This is a genomic window from Ramlibacter sp., from assembly GCF_035548915.1.
Taxonomy (GTDB): Bacteria; Pseudomonadota; Gammaproteobacteria; order Burkholderiales; family Burkholderiaceae_C; genus Ramlibacter.
Genome location: NZ_DASZSE010000052.1, coordinates 1 through 15945, shown reverse-complemented (window position 1 = coordinate 15945; position 15945 = coordinate 1). Strand labels below are relative to the sequence as shown.

The window sequence follows — 15945 nt, the reverse complement described above, 5'->3', positions numbered from 1 at the left end:
AGCGGCGGTAAGCTCGCGGCCATGCCTGCCAACCTGTTCGCATTGGGCGCGATCGCGCTCTGGGCCTTGCTCGCGTCGCTCGGCGTGTCGCTGAAGCACGTGCCGCCATTTCTTCTCACCGGTCTCGCGCTCGTGATCGGCAGCGTCCCCGCGTGGCCGCGCTTCGCGCAGTGGCGCGTGCCCGCGCGCACGATGGCGCTTGGCATCTACGGCTTGTTCGGCTATCACTTCCTCCTCTTCGTCGCGTTGCGCCATGCGCCGCCGGTGGAAGCGAATCTCGTGAATTACCTCTGGCCGCTTTTCATCGTCGTGCTCGCGCCGCTTTTCCTGCCGGGGATGACACTGAAAGCCGCGCACGTGATCGCGGCGCTCGCCGGATTCGCGGGCGCGGCCATCGCGATTCTCGGCAGCGGCGCAGCCGATGCGCGCTGGGCCTGGGGCTATCTGCCGGCGCTCGGCTCCGCCTTCATGTGGGCGAGCTACTCGCTTTGGACGCGGCGCGTGCCGGCCTTTCCCACCGCCGCGGTCGGTCTCTTCGGCCTGGTCTCGGGGCTGCTTGCGCTGCTGTGCCACGCGCTCATCGAGCCGGGGGTCACGCTCGATGCGCAGGACTGGATACTGATCGTGGCGATGGGGCTCGGGCCGCTCGGCGCCGCATTCTTCCTCTGGGACCGCGCGCTGAAAGCCGGGGACGCGAGGCACATCGGCATTCTCAGCTACATCACGCCGCTGGCTTCGACGGCGCTGCTCGTGCTCGTGACGGGGCGGCCGTTCACGTGGAGCATCGTGCTCGCCGCGGTGCTGATCATCGGCGCGGCGTTGATCGGGACGCGGGCACGGTAAGCGCGAGCGCCTGCGCTCGCTACCCCGCCGAGCCCTCAGCCGGCATTCAGCAGCGCCGCGGGGTCCTCGGCTTCGATCACCTCGCGCGCCCACGCCTGCAGGCGCGAGGCGTCGGCGCGCAGCACTTCCTGCTTCACGGTGAGGATCTGCGCGGGGTGCATCGAAAAGCTGCGAAGCCCGAGCCCGAGCAGGAGCCGCGTGAACTGCACGTCGCCCGCCATCTCGCCGCACACGCTCACGCCTTTGCCCTGGCGGTTGCATTCGGCGATCGTGTCGGCCACGAGCTTCAGCACGGCCGGGTGGCACGGGTCGTAGAGGTGCGCCACCGACTCGTCGTCGCGGTCGATCGCGAGCGTGTACTGGATCAGGTCGTTCGTGCCGATCGACAGGAAATCGAAATAGCGCAGGAAGGTGCGCAGCGACAGCGCCGCAGCGGGCACTTCGATCATCGCGCCGATCTGCACCGGGCCGTAGGGCGTGCCGCGGTTGTCGAGTTCGGCCCGCGCGAAGTCGATGAGCGAGAGCGTCTGCCGAATCTCGCCCGCATGCGCGAGCATCGGCACGAGCAGGTTCACCTTGCCGTGAGCCGCCGCCCGCAGGATCGCGCGCAGTTGCGTGCGAAACATCTCCGGCTCCGACAGGCTCCAGCGGATGGCGCGCAGCCCGAGCGCCGGGTTGGCGTGCGCTTCGTCGCGATGCGAATCGTCCAGCGGCTTGTCGGCCCCCACGTCCACGGTGCGGATCGTGACGGGCAAGCCTTCCATGCCTTCGATCGCGCGGCGATACGCGTCGTACTGCTCCTCTTCGTCGGGCGTGTTCCCGTTGCGGCCCATGAAGAGGAATTCGCTGCGGAACAGGCCCACGCCCGCGGCGCCCGCTTTCAGTGCGGAGATCGCGTCTTCGGGCAGTTCGATGTTGGCGAGCAGCTCGATCTTCTGGCCGTCGAGCGTGAGGGCGGGCGTGTGGCGCAGCCGCGCGAGCCGGCCGCGTTCGAGCTCGCCTTGCCGCTGCTTGAAGCCGTATTCCGCGAGGATGATGGGCGACGGGTCGACGATCATCACGCCGGCGTCGCCGTCGATGATCACCCAGTCGTCCTGACGCGCGAGCTGGCTCGCGCTGCGCGCGCCCACGACCGCGGGAATGTCGAGACTGCGCGCGACGATGGCCGTGTGCGACGTCTTGCCGCCGACGTCCGTCGCGAAGCCCGCGAACACGCTCTGCTTGAACTGCAGCATGTCCGCCGGGGAGAGGTCGTGCGCCACGAGCACGAGCGGCACGTCCACGCTGTCGTCGAGCAGGAGGTCTTGCGGCGTCTTGCGCTTCGAGGGCGGCGGATGCGTGACGGGCGAGGGCGCGCCTTTCATGTAGCGCAGGATGCGTTCGGCCACCTGTTCGAGGTCGGCCTTGCGTTCGCGCAGGTATTCGTCCTCCATGTCGTCGAACTGGCGCGAGAGCACGTCGAGCTGCGTCGTGAGCGCCCATTCGGCGTTGTAGAGGCGATCGGTGATCCAGTGCTTCACGCCCTGGATGAGCTCCTCGTCCTGCAGGAGCATCAGGTGCACGTCGAGCAGCGCGGAGAGTTCGTGCGGCGCCTCCTTCGGCCCCATGGAGGCGATGGTCTGCTGCAGCCGGTGGATTTCGTCGACCACCGCGTTGCGTCCGGCGCGCACGCGCGCGATCTCGGAGTCGGTCTGGTCCGATTCGATGAAGTAGTGCGCGACGTCCACCCGGCCGGACGCGAGAATCACGGCACGCCCGATGGCGATGCCGCGCGCGACCGCGATGCCGTGGATGGAGAAGGTCATGATGCGAGTTCCGGTGCCGGTTCCGGCGCGATCCCTTCCGCCGCCGGGCCGCCCCAAGGCGGAAGAGCCCCCTCGGGGGGCAGCGAACCTCGCGAAGCGGGGAGCGTGGGGGCCCTATTCACTCGCCTTCTCCGAACTTGTCCTTGATTAGGGCGAGCAGGGCGTCCATGCACTCCTGCTCCTTCTCGCCGCTCGTCTCGAGCGTGATTTCCGTGCCGATCCCCGCGGCCAGCATCATCACGCCCATGATGCTCTTCGCATTCACGCGGCGCTCGCCGCGCGACATCCACACGTCGCACGGGTAGCTGCCCGCGAGCTTGGTGAGCTTGGCCGAGGCCCGCGCGTGCAGGCCCAGCTTATTGCTGATGGTCGCGTTCGTCCTGATCATGGTTGCGTCGTGGCTGGTTCTGCGGCGCGGTCACGGCGACCTGCATCACGCCTTGCGTGCCGCCCACCATCGCGCGCGACACGAGTGTTTCGAGCGGCTCGTGCCGGTAGCTCACGCTCCTCAGCAGCATCGGCAGGTTCACGCCTGTGATGAGGCGCGAACGCACGCCGTCCACGAGCTTTTGCGCGACGTTGCTCGGCGTGGCGCCGAAGATGTCGGCGAGGACGAGCACGCCCTTCACCTGCGGCACGCGCTGGAGCTGCTCGAGGGCGATGCGCGCGGCCGCCAGAGTTTCCTCCGGCGACAGGTTGGGCTGCACGTCGATCGCGGCCAGGCCCGGCCCGCAATCGGGAAACACGTGCAAGGCGCACTGGCGCAACGCGTTGGCCAGCGGGGCGTGGGCGATGAGCAGGATGCCGTTCATGAGTGCTGGTGGACATTATCCCCGCTGGCAAGCAGGAACCAGCCATAGGCGGCAACGCTCGAGGCACCGAACACGGCCAACGCCGCGCGGAATGCATCGGCCGCCCCGAGTCCGCCCGCGAGAAAGGCGTCGACCGTGAGGCCGATGCCCCATTGAATCACGAACACGCCCGCGAAGATCACGAGGTTGAATGCCGAGAGCGCCCGCCCCGCCAGCTCGGACGGGAATGCCATCCCCACGGCCGGCAACGCGAGGGCGACGACGGTGGACGTGACGCAAAAAAGCGCGAGAGCGCCCGCGCCCGCGCCGCTTCCGGCGGCGACGATGGCCGCCAGCACCAGGAAGTTGAGGGGCAGCCCCCACGCGATCAGCCGCTCGGCCGTCCAGCCGCGCCGCACGAGCGCGGGGTTCACGAGGCCCCAGGTCCAGAAGGTGAGCAGCATGCTCGCGTTCACGATGAAAAGCCCTGTGGCCGCCTGCAGTGTCGAATAGCCCGCCACCCGCACCATCCAGGGCCCCGCCCACAGGCTCTGCACCGCGATCATGCCGCCGTAGGTCACGAAACCCACCGGCGCCATGCGGCGGAAGTAGGCGTTCTTCCAGATTTGCGCATAGCTGCCCCGCGAGCCCGCGCCTGCCGCCGGCGCATCCCAGCGCGGCACCTGCCAGGCGATGAAGACCATCGCGAGTCCGATGAGCGCGGCCAGGCCCCAGAAGAGGCCGCGCCAGCCCATGAGCGGCAGCAGCCACTGCACGGGCAGCGTGGAGGCCACCATGCCGAGCGATCCCGTCATGAGCATCCACGAGTTCGCGCGCAATTGCGCGCCGGGCGTGAACCAGCGGCGAAATCCGGTGAGAGGCGCCATGAGCCCGGCGCTCACGCCCATGCCGCACAAGGCACGCGCGGCCAGGAGCCCGGCGAAGTTCGACGCCAACGCGAAGGCCGCGCATCCCGCGACGGCCACGGCGAGAAAGCCGAGGATCACGCGCTTCGGTCCATGCCGGTCGAGCCAGTTGCCAAGCGGCAGCTGCGTGGCCGCGAAGCCGAGGAAGTAGCCGCCCGCGAGCAGCCCGAGCTGGCCGGCATCGAGCCCGAATTCGCGCGTGAGGTCGGGCGCGAGCACGGCCGTGATCGCCCTCAGCCACGCAGCGAAGAAATAGGCGAAGGCGAAGGCCATGAACATCCCCACCCCCGGGCGACGCGACTGCGAACTCATGAGGCGCGATTTGACTCCACAATCGCTCACCATGAATGCACTGGATGGAATCCGCGTGCTGGACCTGTCGCGCGTGCTGGCGGGTCCGTGGTGCACGCAGACGCTCGCCGACCTGGGTGCCGACGTGATCAAGATCGAGCGGCCCGACAGCGGCGACGACACGCGGGGCTGGGGTCCGCCCTTCCTCGAGGATGGGGAAGGACGCGACATCGGGGACGCCGCCTACTACCTCGGTACCAACCGCAACAAGCGTTCGGTCACCTGCGACATCGCCAAGCCGCGGGGCCAGGCGCTCGTCCGCGCGCTCGCCGCGCATTGCCACGTGTTCGTCGAGAACTTCAAGGTGGGCGACATGTCGCGCTACGGGCTCGACTACGCGAGCCTGCGCGAGCTGAATCCGCGCCTCGTCTACTGCAGCATCACGGGCTTCGGGCAGACCGGGCCGTATCGCGAGCGCGCGGGCTACGACTACGCGGTGCAGGGCATGGGCGGGCTCATGAGCATCACGGGCGAGCGCGACGATCTGGGCGGCGGGCCGCAGAAGGTGGGTGTCGCGGTCGCGGATCTCTTCACCGGCATGTATTCGGCGGTGGCGATCCTCGCCGCGCTGCGCCACGCCGAGCGCACGGGCGAAGGCCAGCACATCGACATGGCCCTCCTCGATACGCAAGTCGCGATGCTCGCCAATCTCGGCGCGAACTACCTCGTGAGCGGCAGCGTGCCCGGCCGCGCGGGCAACGCGCACCAGAACATCGTGCCCTACCAGGTGTTCGAGGTCGCGCCCGCGCGGGACGGCCTGCGGGAGCACATCATCCTCGCGGTGGGCAACGACTCCCAGTTCGCGAAGTTCTGCGACGTGGCGGGACGGCCCGAACTCGCGAGCGATCCGCGCTATGCGAAGAACCGCGACCGCGTGCGCAATCGCGCTGCGCTCGTCCCACTATTGGAAGCGGTGATGAAGTCGCGCGGCAAGGCCGACTGGCTGGCCGCGCTCGAAGCGGCGAAGGTGCCTTGCGGCGCCATCAACAACCTCGCCGAAGTCTTTGCCGACACGCAGGTGATCGAACGCGGCATGGTGCACGAATGGCAGCACCCGCTGCGCGCGGGCCTGCGCCTCGTCGGAAGCCCCTTGAAACTCTCGCAGACACCGGTGCGAAGCGATTTGCCGCCGCCGCTGCTTGGCGAGCACACGCAGCAGGTGCTGCGCGACGTGCTCGGCCTCGCGCCGGACGACATCGCGGCACTGAAGGAGGCAAACGTCATCTGATGGCCCGCTCGCGAGCGACTCGGTGGCACTCGCCGCCGGATGCGATTCCCTTTCCAGCACGGCCCCGCCGTGACAGAATGGGCCACAGGGGGTCGGCTGCAGGCAGCCGGCACAGCCACTCATGGAACCAAATCGAAAGATAGCCGCGCCTGCGAGCACGCCGCACAAGCCTGCGGAAGGCAATCTCGTTGTGCCGCAAGTGATCGGCGCGGAGCTGTCGCGCCATGTCGCGGACATGGATGCGATCCTCGAGGACTTCGACGGCGCGCGCTACATCTCGCGCCAGGAACTTGCCGCGTTGCGCAAGGCCGTCGCGGGCGCCCGGCGCATCGCCAAGCAAAGCCAGCAGCTGTCGCGGCTGGCCGGCGGGCGGCTGCGCCAGTCGCACGAACGATTGAGCCTGCAGGAGCTCGTCGCGCAGGTGCTGAAGGAAAGCGCGAAGCGCCTGCGCCGCGAAGGCGTGGACGTCGAGCCGCACCTGCGCATGGTGGAAGTGATCGTCGACCCGGGACTCCTCGTGAGCCTGCTCGAGACCGCGGTGGACTGGGCCGCGGCGCGCGGCCAGCGCATCCAGGTGTGGCTCGACATGAAGAACTGGCCGGAACACGCGGTGCTCCTTTTCAAGGTGCGGCCGGCCGTGACCGGCGGCGTCACGCCCGAAAAGCTCGAGGCGCCGGTGGCCGACAACCTCGACTGGTATCTGCTCTTGCAGCTCGCACAGGCGATGGGTGTGCTCGTGGAACGCGAAGTGCTCGGCGACCAGACGATGCTCTCCATCGAATTCCCGCGCACGGTGCGCCAGCTCGAAGGGCTCACGGCTGTGGAGGTCGACGGCGGCGAGATGGGGCACAGCGAGACGCGGCCGCTCGCGGGGCACCGGCTGCTGCTCGTGTGCAACGACGACTTCCTGAAGCACGAACTGCAGGAAGTCTGCGACGGCATGGGCGTCGTCCTGGACAGCACGCCGACCACGCGGCAGGCCGTTCGGTTTTGCGAACTCGATCCGCCGCACATCATCGTCATCGATGAGAAGCTGCATGACGCGCAGTTCGACGAGTTGCGCGCGGACCTCCTGGACCACAACGTGAACTTTCCTTTCGTCGAGATCGCCCAGGGCACGAATGTCGTGGAAGTCGCGAGCTGGATGGGCGACCGCATGAGCCGGATCAGCCGGGACGCCATCAAGTCGCAGCTGCCTTCGATCCTGGCCATGGAGCTCGCGAAGGTCGCTTGAGCATTTCGGCTTCGTTCGGCTTGATTCGCGCGTCTGGACCTCGCCTGGACCGTCGCTTTCACCCACGGCCAGCGCACTGCCCTCGGCCTCGCTAGAATCGCGCCATGGCAAGCAAGGCTTGGATCGGTGTGGCCGCGGCCGCGGTGGCCGTCGCGGCAGGCATCGGCGTGTATGCGAGCACGGGCTCCGAGGTGGCGCCCGCATCGACTTTCGTGCTGCTCGACGGCTCGAAGCAGACCACGGCCGACCTGAAGGGCAAGGTCACCTTCGTCAACTTCTGGGCGACGAGTTGCGTCACCTGCGTGGGCGAGATGCCCAAGGTGATCGCCACGTACGACAAGTACAAGGGCCGCGGCTACGACACGCTCGCCGTGGCCATGAGCTACGATCCGCCCAGCTACGTGGTGAACTACGCCCAGACGCGCAAGCTGCCGTTCAAGGTCGCGATCGACAACACGGGCAACGTCGCCAAGGCGTGGGGCGACGTGCAGCTCACGCCCACGAGCTATCTCGTCAACAAGAAAGGCGAAATCGTGAAGCGCTATGTGGGCGAGCCCGACTTCGCCGAGCTGGAGCAGCTGATCCAGAAGCTCCTCGCCGAAGCCTGAGCGCGCCTCGGCCTGCTCGGCCCGCGAAGCGTCACCGCTTCATTGACTCGTGTAGCTGTCGTGGCAGTTCTTGCACGCGGCCGTCGTCGCGCGGTAGGCCACCTTGAGGGCTTCGAGATCGCCTGTCTTTGTGACCTGCGCGAGCTTCAGTACCTCTGACTGCATCTTCTCCTGCAGGTCCTTGAACTTGGCGGGCTCGGTCCAGATGCCCGGCTTCGCGTCGGTTCGGCCGACGTTCTCGGTGCCGGGGATGAACGCGTCCCACGGCAGCCTGGACAGGAAGACCACCGTGTCCGCGCTGGTCGCCGCGGCGTGAGCATCGTAAGGAATGCGGCCGTTGACCATGCCGCCGATACGCGTGTACAGGTTGTTGCTCATCACGAACATCACGCTCTGGCGGTACTTGACCGCGTCCTCGGGTTTGCGGAATTGCGCGGCCGCGGGCAGCGCGATCGCCAGCGCCAGCACGGCGGCCAGCGGAATATGCCGTTTCATGGAGGCTCCTTCAGTCGACCCGAAGATTAACAGCCCAGCGATGCGTTCTATTCCACGCCGCGATAATCGGGGAAAACACGTTCAGAGGGACTTCATGCCGGCCGTCCGGATCTGGGATCTGCCCACGCGCGTCTTCCACTGGCTGCTCGCCGCCTGCGTTCTCGGCCTCTTCGTCACGGGCTACACCGGCGGCGATGCGATGGACTGGCACGCCCGATTCGGCTGGGCCGCGGGCTGCCTCTTGATCTTCCGTGTCGCATGGGGCTTCCTCGGCGGCCGCTGGTCGCGCTTCGCAAGCTTCGTTCCCACGCCCGGCTCGGTGCTGCGCTACCTCCAGTCACGCGACGATCGGGCGGCGATCGGCCACAACCCCCTCGGCGCGATCTCGGTGCTCGCGATGCTGGCCGTGCTGCTGGTGCAAGTGGCCACGGGTCTCTTCAGCACCACGCTCGAGGATTTTGCCGGACCGCTGAACGTCCTGGTCAGCAATTCAACCGGTAAAGCAATCACTCGCTATCACCGAAACATCGGACAGATCCTGATCATTGCCCTCGTCATCCTCCACATCGCCGCGATCGCGTACTACCGCTGGCGGCGCCAGCTGGATCTCGTGGGGCCGATGGTGAATGGCGACAAGCAGCTCGCGGCGGACGTTCCGGCTTCGCGCGACGACGCCTGGCGGCGCGTACTGGGTCTGGGCGTCTTCGTCGCCTGCGCCGCACTGATGAGCTGGATCTGGACGCTCGGCAGCCACTGAACGACTCCGGCTGGCGTCCCGGCCGCCTTGCCGATAAACTGGCCTGCCCCGGAATTCCTTCCTGAGCGCGTGTTAGCGAAGACATCTCCTGCGGTCGAACTCTCGACTGCCCCCCTTCCCGACGAGCTCGACGCCGTGCGCGACATCTTTCGCGAATACGCGCAGGGTCTCGGCATCGACCTGTGTTTCCAGAATTTCGAGCAGGAGCTCGCGACGTTGCCTGGTGAGTACGCGGCGCCGCGCGGCGCCCTGCTGCTGGCGTGGGTCGACGGCGAAGTCGCGGGGTGCGTGGCGCTCAGGCCGCTCGACAACGCGGACTATCCGAATGCCGCGGAGATGAAGCGCCTGTACGTCCGAAAGGCGTTTCGCGGTTTCGGCCTCGGCCGGCAGCTCGCGGAGGCCGCGCTCGATGCCGCGCGGCTCGCCGGCTATACGAGCGTGCTGCTGGATACGCTGGACGACATGGAAGCAGCGCGCGCGCTGTATGCGGAACTCGGCTTCGAAGAGGTGCCGCCCTACTATCACAACCCGATCGCGGGGGCGCACTACCTCAAGGCGGATCTGTGATGGGCGCGGCGAGGCGCCCTTCCACCGCCTAGCCCCTCGCCTGCGCGAGCATGGTGGCGCCGTCGCTCACCTCGAACTTGCCCGGCGCCTCGACATTCACCGAGGCGACTTTGCCGTCCTTCACCAGCATCGAGCTGCGCTGCATCCGCACGCCCATTCCGCGACCCGTGAGGTCGAGCGTGAGCCCGGTGGCCTTCGCGAAATCCGCGCTGCCGTCGGCGAGCATGCGCACCTTGCCGCCGCTCTTCTGATCGCGCGCCCACGCGCCCATCACGTGCGCGTCGTTCACGCTCACGCACCAGACCTCGTCCACGCCCGCCTTCTTCAGCTCGTCATAGTTCTGAAGATAGCTCGGCACGTGCTTGGCCGAGCAAGTCGGTGTGAAAGCGCCGGGCACCGCGAAGAGGGCGATGGTCTTGCCCTTGGCCGCTTCGCGGACCTTCACGGGATTGGGGCCGATGCTGCAACCGTTGCCCTCGACTTCCGAGTATTCCTGCAGCGTCACGTCCGGCAGTTCGTCTCCGACCTTGATCATGTGTTCTCCTCAAAAAAAGAAACGGCCCACATTGTGAGCCGTTTCGTGGCGTCTTGTCTGCGAACGCCCGAAGATCGCCGAGGATTTACACCTCGACGGCCTTCTCGACCAGGCGGGTCGCGACCCAGTTCTTGGTCTTGGAGATGGGCTTCGATTCCTTGATCTCGATCACGTCGCCCGTGTGGAATTCGCCCTTCTCGTCGTGGGCGTGATACTTGGACGACTTGATCACGATCTTGCCGTACAGCGGGTGCTTCACGCGGCGCTCGACGAGCACCGTCACGGTCTTGGCACGCTTGTCGCTCACCACGCGACCGACGAGAGTGCGCTCGAGCGAGGTCTTGGCTTCCGTCACGTTCACTCCTTACTTGCTCGAAGATTCTGCGCGCTTTTGCGCGAGGATCGTCTTCGCGCGCGCGACGTCCCGGCGCGTGACGCGCAGCGACGCTGTGTTGCTCAACTGTTGCGTGGCCTTCTGCATGCGCAGGCCGAAGTGGGCTCTCTGGAGCTCCTTCACTTCGCCCTCGAGAGCGGCCACGTCCTTCTGACGCAGGTCGGCGGATTTGTTTGCCATGTCTGTCGTTCCTCCGATCAGGCGCCGAGCGTGCGGGCGACGAAAGTCGTGCGCAGCGGCAACTTGGCCGCGGCCAGCTTGAACGCCTCGCGCGCGAGCTCCTCGGGCACACCCACGATCTCGTAGAGCACCTTGCCCGGCTGGATTTCGGCCACGTAGTACTCCGGATTGCCCTTGCCGTTGCCCATCCGCACTTCGGCGGGCTTCTGCGAGATCGGCTTGTCCGGGAACACGCGAATCCAGATGCGGCCGCCGCGCTTCACGTGGCGCGTGATGGCCCGACGGGCGGCTTCGATCTGGCGCGCCGTGAGGCGGCCGCGATCGGTCGACTTCAGGCCGAAGTCACCGAACGCCACCGAGTTGCCCCGTGTGGCGACGCCGGTGTTGCGGCCTTTTTGCTCCTTGCGGTATTTGCGGCGAGCAGGTTGCAGCATGATGTTTACTCTCCTTTACCGTCGGCAGGCGTTGCGCCGGCCGGCGCGGCGCCCTTGCGGGGCACGCGCTTAACGGTCGTTTTCGGCGCATCGGCTGCGCCTGAAGTGGCTTCTTGCGGCTTGTCGGAGCCATCCGCGGGCGCCGTGCCCACGGGGCCGCCGGCGCTCGCGCCGGAACGCGGGCCACGGCCGCCGCCTGCGCCGCCACGGCGGTCACCGCCGGGGCCGCCGCGGCGGTCGCCGTCACGGCGCGGACCGCGCGGGCCGCGGCGCTCTTCGCCCTCGGGGCGCGGCGTCGAATCGAGCGACGGGATGTCGGTGCGGCCGAGCGTGTCGCCCTTGTAGACCCACACCTTCACGCCGATCACGCCGTACGTCGTCTTGGCTTCGGAGAAGCCGTAGTCGATGTCGGCGCGCAGCGTGTGAAGCGGCACGCGGCCTTCGCGATACCACTCGGTGCGCGCGATTTCGATGCCGTTCAGGCGCCCCGACGACATGATCTTGATGCCCTGCGCGCCCAGGCGCATCGCGTTTTGCATCGCGCGCTTCATCGCGCGGCGGAACATGATGCGCTTTTCGAGCTGCTGGGTGATCGAGTCGGCGATGAGCTGCGCATCGACTTCGGGCTTGCGCACTTCCTCGATGTTGACCGCGACCGGCACGCCCAGGCGAGTGGCGAGTTCCTTCTTCAGGTTCTCGATGTCCTCGCCCTTCTTGCCGATCACCACACCCGGACGCGCCGAGTAGATCGTGATGCGCGCGTTCTTCGCCGGCCGCTCGATCAGCACGCGGCTCACCGCGGCGTTCTTCAGCTTCTTCTTCAGGTACTCGCGAACCTTGATGTCTTCCGCGAGCATGTGGCCGAAGTCGCGGTTGTTCGCGTACCAGCGGCTGTTCCAGTTGCGCGTGACGGCCAGGCGAAAGCCCGTCGGATGGATTTTCTGTCCCATGTCTCTTGCCTGTGTCTTAGTTGCCGACCGTCACGTACACGTGGCACGTGGACTTGCTGATGCGGTTGCCGCGGCCCTTGGCCCGCGCGGTGAAGCGCTTGAGCACGGTGCCTTGTTCCACGTAGATCGTCTTCACCTTCAGCTCGTCGATGTCGACTCCGTCGTTGTGCTCGGCGTTCGCGATCGCGGACTCGAGCACCTTGCGCACGATGACGGCACCCTTTTTCTGGGTGAAGTTCAGGATGTCGAGTGCCTGGTCCACCTTCTTGCCGCGGATCAGGTCGGCCACGAGGCGGCCCTTGTCCACCGAGAGGCGGACGCCGCGCAGGACTGCTTTGGTTTCAGCCATGTTGTGTGCCCCTTACTTCTTCACGACCTTCTTGTCGGCCGGGTGACCCTTGAAGGTCCGCGTGAGCGCGAATTCGCCCAGCTTGTGGCCGACCATCTGGTCGGTGATGTAGACCGGCACGTGCTGCTTGCCGTTGTGCACGGCGATCGTGACCCCGATGAACTCGGGCAGGATCATGGAGCGGCGCGACCAGGTCTTGATCGGCTTCTTGTCCTTGGTGGTGACGGCCTTGTCGACTTTCGCCTGCAGGTGGTGGTCGACGAAGGGACCCTTTTTGAGAGAACGAGTCATGTCATCGACCCCTTATTTCTTGCGCCGCGCGACGATGAACGTCTGCGTGCGCTTGTTGCTGCGCGTGCGGTAACCCTTGGTGAGGTTGCCCCACGGATCGACCGGCGGCATGCCCGTGCCGGTGCGGCCTTCGCCGCCGCCGTGCGGGTGGTCGATCGGGTTCATGGCGACGCCGCGCACCGTCGGGCGGATGCCCATGTGGCGCTTGGTGCCGGCCTTGCCGATCTGGCGCAGGCTGTGTTCCTCGTTCGCGACTTCGCCGATGGTGGCGCGGCATTCGATGTGGATCTTGCGCACTTCGCCCGAACGCATGCGGACCTGCGCGTAGGTGCCTTCGCGCGCCAGCAGCGTGGCCGAGGTGCCGGCCGAACGCGCGATCTGCGCGCCCTTGCCCGCCTGCAGCTCGATGCAATGGATCGTGGAGCCCACCGGGATGTTGCGGATCGGCAGGGTGTTGCCTGCCCGGATCGGCGCTTCCGAGCCGGACAGGAGCGTGGCGCCCACTTCCAGGCCGCGCGGCGCGATGATGTAGCGTCGCTCGCCGTCGGCGTAGCACACGAGTGCGATGTGCGCCGTGCGGTTCGGGTCGTATTCGATCCGCTCCACCTTGGCCGGGACCCCGTCCTTGTCGCGGCGGAAGTCGACCACGCGATAGTGGTGCCGGTGTCCGCCGCCTTTGTGGCGGGTCGTGATGATGCCGCGGTTGTTGCGGCCGGCTTTCTGGAACTGGGGCTCCAGCAGGGGCGCGTACGGCTCACCCTTGTGCAGGTGGTCGCGCGAGACCTTCACCACGTGGCGCTGGCCTGCGGAAGTCGGTTTGTGCTTGATGACAGCCATGATGCATTCCGCGGTTTAGGCGGCCTCCCCGGAGAAGTTCAGCTCCTGGCCGGGCTTGAGCGTCACGTACGCCTTGCGCACGTGGTCGCGGCGGCCCGTCGAGCGGCCGAAGCGCTTGGTCTTGCCCTTGATGTTCACGACCGACACGCCCTTCACTTCCACCTTGAACATGAGTTCGACGGCGGCCTTGATCTCCGGCTTGGTCGCGTCGCGCAGGACCTTGAACGTGACGGCGTTGCTCTTGTCGGCCACGTGCGTGGCCTTTTCGGACACGATGGGCTCGACCAGCACCTGCATCAGCCGGCCCTCGTCGAACTTGCTGGATGTTGCGGTCATGCGAACATCTCCTTCAGCTTGTCGATCGCGCCCTTGGTGACGAGCACTTTCTTGTAGTGCACCAGCGACAGCGGATCGGCGTAGCGCGGCTCGACCACGAGCACGTTCTGCAGGTTCCGCGAGGCGAGGTACAGGTTCTCATCGACTTCGTCGGCGATCACCATCACCGAATCCAGATTCATCGCCTTGAACCTGGCGGCCAGCTGCTTCGTCTTCGGGCTGTCGACCTTCAGGGAGTCGACCACCGCGATGCGGCCTTCGCGGGCGAGCTGGGAAAAGATCGACGCCATGCCGGCGCGGTACATCTTCTTGTTGACCTTGTGGGAGAAGTTCTCCTCCGGGCTGTTCGGGAAGATGCGGCCGCCCCCGCGCCAAAGCGGCGAGGAGGTCATGCCGGCGCGGGCGCGGCCCGTGCCCTTCTGGCGAAACGGCTTCTTGGTCGAGTGCTTGACCGTCGCGCGGTCCTTCTGGGCTCGGGTGCCCTGGCGCGCGTTCGCCTGGAAGGCCACCACGATCTGGTGCACGAGCGCCTCGTTGTATTCGCGGCCGAACACGGTCTCGGGCGCGTCGACCTTCGACGCGGCCTGGCCCTGGTCGTTCAGGAGTTCGAGTTGCATCACTTGGCTCCCTTCGCGGCGGCCTCGGAGGCAGCCTTCGGTTGCGAGCCCTTCACGGCGGGGCGAACCGTCACGAAGCCGCCCTTGGCGCCGGGCACGGCGCCGCGGATCATGAGCAGGCCGCGCGCTTCGTCGACGCGAATGACGTCGAGGTTCTGCGTGGTCACGGTCACGTCGCCCATGTGGCCGGACATGCGCTTGCCGGGGAACACGCGGCCCGGGTCCTGCGCCATGGAGATCGAGCCCGGCACGTTGTGCGAGCGCGAGTTGCCGTGGGAGGCGCGTTGCGAGCTGAAGTTGTGGCGCTTGATGGTGCCGGCAAAGCCCTTGCCGATGGACGTTCCCTGCACGTCGACCTTCTGGCCGGCGGCGAAGAGGTCCTGCACGGGAACGGTCGCGCCGGCGGCGTACTTGACGGCCTGGTCGGCGCTCACGCGGAATTCGCGGATGATCTCACCGGCTTCGACCTTCGCTTTGGCGAGGTGGCCGGCCAGCGGCTTGGTGACGCGCGAGGACTTGCGCTTGCCGAACGTGACCTGCAAGGCCACGTAGCCGTCTGCTTCCTGGGTCTTGACCTGGGTGACGCGGTTGTCGGACACGTCCACCACCGTGACGGGAACGGCGTCCCCTTCGTCGGTGAAGAGGCGCATCATGCCCACCTTGCGGCCAAGCAACCCGAGGTCTTCTCGACTCGAGTCCATGTTCTTGCTCCTTTGCTCCCGCCGCAGCCGCTGCAATTGGCTTCTGCGTTTGAAGTACGAGAGAGGGTTGATTGATCCGCCGGCCTGGCCGGCGGCTAACTATCCTCCGCCCATTTCGGGCAGAGCCGGGGATTATAGCCTGATGGCGCGGGGCGTGCCAAGGCCGCACAAAGGCGGCCCCTCACCCCAGCCCTCTCCCCTGGGGGGGAGAAGGAGGAACTGCATCACTGCAGCTTGATTTCGACGTCCACGCCGGCCGGCAGATCGAGCTTCATCAGCGCATCCACCGTCTTGTCCGTCGGGTCGACGATGTCCATCAGGCGCTGGTGCGTGCGAATCTCGAACTGGTCGCGGCTCGACTTGTTCACGTGCGGCGAACGCAGGATGTCGAAGCGCTGCATGCGCGTCGGCAGGGGCACCGGGCCTTTGACGATCGCGCCCGTGCGCTTGGCGGTGTCCACGATCTCCGCGGCGGACTGGTCGATCAGCTTGTAATCGAACGCCTTCAGGCGGATGCGGATGCGCTGCTGCTGCGAGCGCGGCTGCGGTTGTGCGGGTTGTTGCGCCATGATCGATTACTCCATGATCTTGGCGACGACGCCCGCGCCCACCGTCTTGCCGCCCTCGCGGATGGCAAACCGCAGGCCCTCTTCCATGGCGATCGGGGCGATCAGCTTCACCGTGATCGTCACGTTGTCGCCCGGCATCACCATTTC

At 66.9% G+C, this 15945-nt stretch carries 23 protein-coding genes and 1 pseudogene; 6 read left to right on the top strand and 18 right to left on the bottom strand.

Going from position 1 to position 15945, the window contains the following annotated elements:
• Nucleotides 1–21 precede the first annotated feature (21 nt).
• On the top strand, nt 22–843 hold the full coding sequence (locus VHA82_RS23445; protein ID WP_325547711.1) for a DMT family transporter: 822 nt from the start codon (nt 22–24) through the stop codon (nt 841–843).
• 35 nt (nt 844–878) lie between these two features.
• On the opposite strand, the gene ptsP is transcribed toward VHA82_RS23445, so the two are convergent.
• From ptsP to VHA82_RS23425, 4 genes are all read right to left on the bottom strand, one after another.
• A complete protein-coding gene (ptsP, locus tag VHA82_RS23440) occupies nt 879–2648 on the bottom strand; it encodes a phosphoenolpyruvate--protein phosphotransferase (RefSeq protein ID WP_325547709.1) in 1770 nt (589 codons plus the stop codon).
• 118 nt (nt 2649–2766) lie between these two features.
• Nucleotides 2767–3036 carry an HPr family phosphocarrier protein gene (locus VHA82_RS23435; RefSeq protein WP_325547707.1) on the bottom strand — a complete coding sequence of 90 codons (270 nt, stop codon included), beginning with the start codon at nt 3034–3036 and terminating at the stop codon, nt 2767–2769.
• Nucleotides 3005–3460 carry a PTS fructose transporter subunit IIA gene (locus VHA82_RS23430; RefSeq protein WP_325547705.1) on the bottom strand — a complete coding sequence of 152 codons (456 nt, stop codon included), beginning with the start codon at nt 3458–3460 and terminating at the stop codon, nt 3005–3007. Before VHA82_RS23430 ends, VHA82_RS23435 begins: the two co-directional genes overlap by 32 nt.
• Complete coding sequence (locus VHA82_RS23425) at nt 3457–4677, bottom strand: MFS transporter (RefSeq protein WP_325547703.1); 1221 nt, start codon at nt 4675–4677, stop codon at nt 3457–3459. The genes VHA82_RS23430 and VHA82_RS23425 overlap by 4 nt, the downstream gene beginning before the upstream one ends.
• Nucleotides 4678–4708: 31 nt before the next feature.
• Here VHA82_RS23425 and VHA82_RS23420 point away from each other — a divergent pair, with 31 nt between their 5' ends.
• The 3 genes from VHA82_RS23420 to VHA82_RS23410 all read left to right on the top strand — a co-directional run bounded on the left by VHA82_RS23420 (nt 4709) and on the right by VHA82_RS23410 (nt 7786).
• Nucleotides 4709–5944 (top strand): CaiB/BaiF CoA-transferase family protein, encoded by a 1236-nt coding sequence (locus VHA82_RS23420; RefSeq protein ID WP_325547701.1) that lies wholly within the window; start codon nt 4709–4711, stop codon nt 5942–5944.
• A 121-nt stretch (nt 5945–6065) separates the two neighbouring features.
• The gene (locus tag VHA82_RS23415; RefSeq protein WP_325547699.1) at nt 6066–7178 is read left to right on the top strand and encodes a hypothetical protein; all 1113 of its coding nucleotides are present in this window, start codon (nt 6066–6068) and stop codon (nt 7176–7178) included.
• Nucleotides 7179–7282: 104 nt separating this feature from the next.
• Complete coding sequence (locus tag VHA82_RS23410; RefSeq protein ID WP_325547697.1) at nt 7283–7786, top strand: TlpA disulfide reductase family protein; 504 nt, start codon at nt 7283–7285, stop codon at nt 7784–7786.
• Nucleotides 7787–7825: 39 nt separating this feature from the next.
• Here VHA82_RS23410 and VHA82_RS23405 read toward each other — a convergent pair whose 3' ends face one another.
• On the bottom strand, nt 7826–8281 hold the full coding sequence (locus VHA82_RS23405; protein ID WP_325547695.1) for a cytochrome c: 456 nt from the start codon (nt 8279–8281) through the stop codon (nt 7826–7828).
• Nucleotides 8282–8375: 94 nt separating this feature from the next.
• Between VHA82_RS23405 and VHA82_RS23400 the strand changes: the two genes are divergently transcribed.
• Both VHA82_RS23400 and VHA82_RS23395 read left to right on the top strand, forming a co-directional pair.
• Entirely contained in the window at nt 8376–9038 is a 663-nt protein-coding gene (locus VHA82_RS23400; RefSeq protein ID WP_325547693.1) for a cytochrome b/b6 domain-containing protein, read from the top strand.
• 135 nt (nt 9039–9173) lie between these two features.
• The gene (locus tag VHA82_RS23395) at nt 9174–9605 is read left to right on the top strand and encodes a GNAT family N-acetyltransferase (RefSeq protein WP_325547691.1); all 432 of its coding nucleotides are present in this window, start codon (nt 9174–9176) and stop codon (nt 9603–9605) included.
• 28 nt (nt 9606–9633) lie between these two features.
• Here the strand turns inward: VHA82_RS23395 and VHA82_RS23390 are convergent, their stop codons facing one another.
• From VHA82_RS23390 to tuf, 13 genes and pseudogenes are all read right to left on the bottom strand, one after another.
• On the bottom strand, nt 9634–10140 hold the full coding sequence (locus VHA82_RS23390) for a peroxiredoxin (protein ID WP_325547689.1): 507 nt from the start codon (nt 10138–10140) through the stop codon (nt 9634–9636).
• 85 nt (nt 10141–10225) lie between these two features.
• Nucleotides 10226–10495 carry a 30S ribosomal protein S17 gene (gene rpsQ / locus VHA82_RS23385; RefSeq protein ID WP_325547686.1) on the bottom strand — a complete coding sequence of 90 codons (270 nt, stop codon included), beginning with the start codon at nt 10493–10495 and terminating at the stop codon, nt 10226–10228.
• A 9-nt stretch (nt 10496–10504) separates the two neighbouring features.
• A complete protein-coding gene (gene rpmC / locus VHA82_RS23380; protein WP_325547683.1) occupies nt 10505–10714 on the bottom strand; it encodes a 50S ribosomal protein L29 in 210 nt (69 codons plus the stop codon).
• Nucleotides 10715–10731: 17 nt separating this feature from the next.
• Nucleotides 10732–11148: a 50S ribosomal protein L16 gene (rplP, locus tag VHA82_RS23375; protein WP_325547681.1), complete on the bottom strand. Its 417-nt coding sequence runs from the start codon at nt 11146–11148 to the stop codon at nt 10732–10734.
• Between the two features lie 5 nt (nt 11149–11153).
• Nucleotides 11154–12098 carry a 30S ribosomal protein S3 gene (rpsC, locus tag VHA82_RS23370; RefSeq protein ID WP_325547676.1) on the bottom strand — a complete coding sequence of 315 codons (945 nt, stop codon included), beginning with the start codon at nt 12096–12098 and terminating at the stop codon, nt 11154–11156.
• Between the two features lie 16 nt (nt 12099–12114).
• Nucleotides 12115–12447, bottom strand: a complete 333-nt coding sequence (gene rplV, locus VHA82_RS23365; protein WP_325547674.1) for a 50S ribosomal protein L22 — start codon at nt 12445–12447, stop codon at nt 12115–12117.
• A gap of 12 nt (nt 12448–12459) precedes the next feature.
• The gene (gene rpsS / locus VHA82_RS23360; RefSeq protein WP_325547671.1) at nt 12460–12738 is read right to left on the bottom strand and encodes a 30S ribosomal protein S19; all 279 of its coding nucleotides are present in this window, start codon (nt 12736–12738) and stop codon (nt 12460–12462) included.
• 12 nt (nt 12739–12750) lie between these two features.
• Nucleotides 12751–13575 (bottom strand): 50S ribosomal protein L2, encoded by an 825-nt coding sequence (gene rplB / locus VHA82_RS23355; protein ID WP_325547668.1) that lies wholly within the window; start codon nt 13573–13575, stop codon nt 12751–12753.
• A gap of 15 nt (nt 13576–13590) precedes the next feature.
• Nucleotides 13591–13911 (bottom strand): 50S ribosomal protein L23, encoded by a 321-nt coding sequence (gene rplW / locus VHA82_RS23350; protein ID WP_325547666.1) that lies wholly within the window; start codon nt 13909–13911, stop codon nt 13591–13593.
• On the bottom strand, nt 13908–14528 hold the full coding sequence (gene rplD / locus VHA82_RS23345; RefSeq protein ID WP_325547664.1) for a 50S ribosomal protein L4: 621 nt from the start codon (nt 14526–14528) through the stop codon (nt 13908–13910). Before rplD ends, rplW begins: the two co-directional genes overlap by 4 nt.
• Nucleotides 14528–15229: a 50S ribosomal protein L3 gene (gene rplC / locus VHA82_RS23340; protein WP_325547660.1), complete on the bottom strand. Its 702-nt coding sequence runs from the start codon at nt 15227–15229 to the stop codon at nt 14528–14530. Before rplC ends, rplD begins: the two co-directional genes overlap by 1 nt.
• 224 nt (nt 15230–15453) lie before the next feature.
• Nucleotides 15454–15798, bottom strand: coding sequence for a 30S ribosomal protein S10 (gene rpsJ, locus VHA82_RS23335; RefSeq protein ID WP_325547658.1), 345 nt, complete (start codon nt 15796–15798; stop codon nt 15454–15456).
• 6 nt (nt 15799–15804) lie between these two features.
• Nucleotides 15805–15945 (bottom strand): annotated as a pseudogene (gene tuf / locus VHA82_RS23330) (elongation factor Tu); the annotation flags it as partial.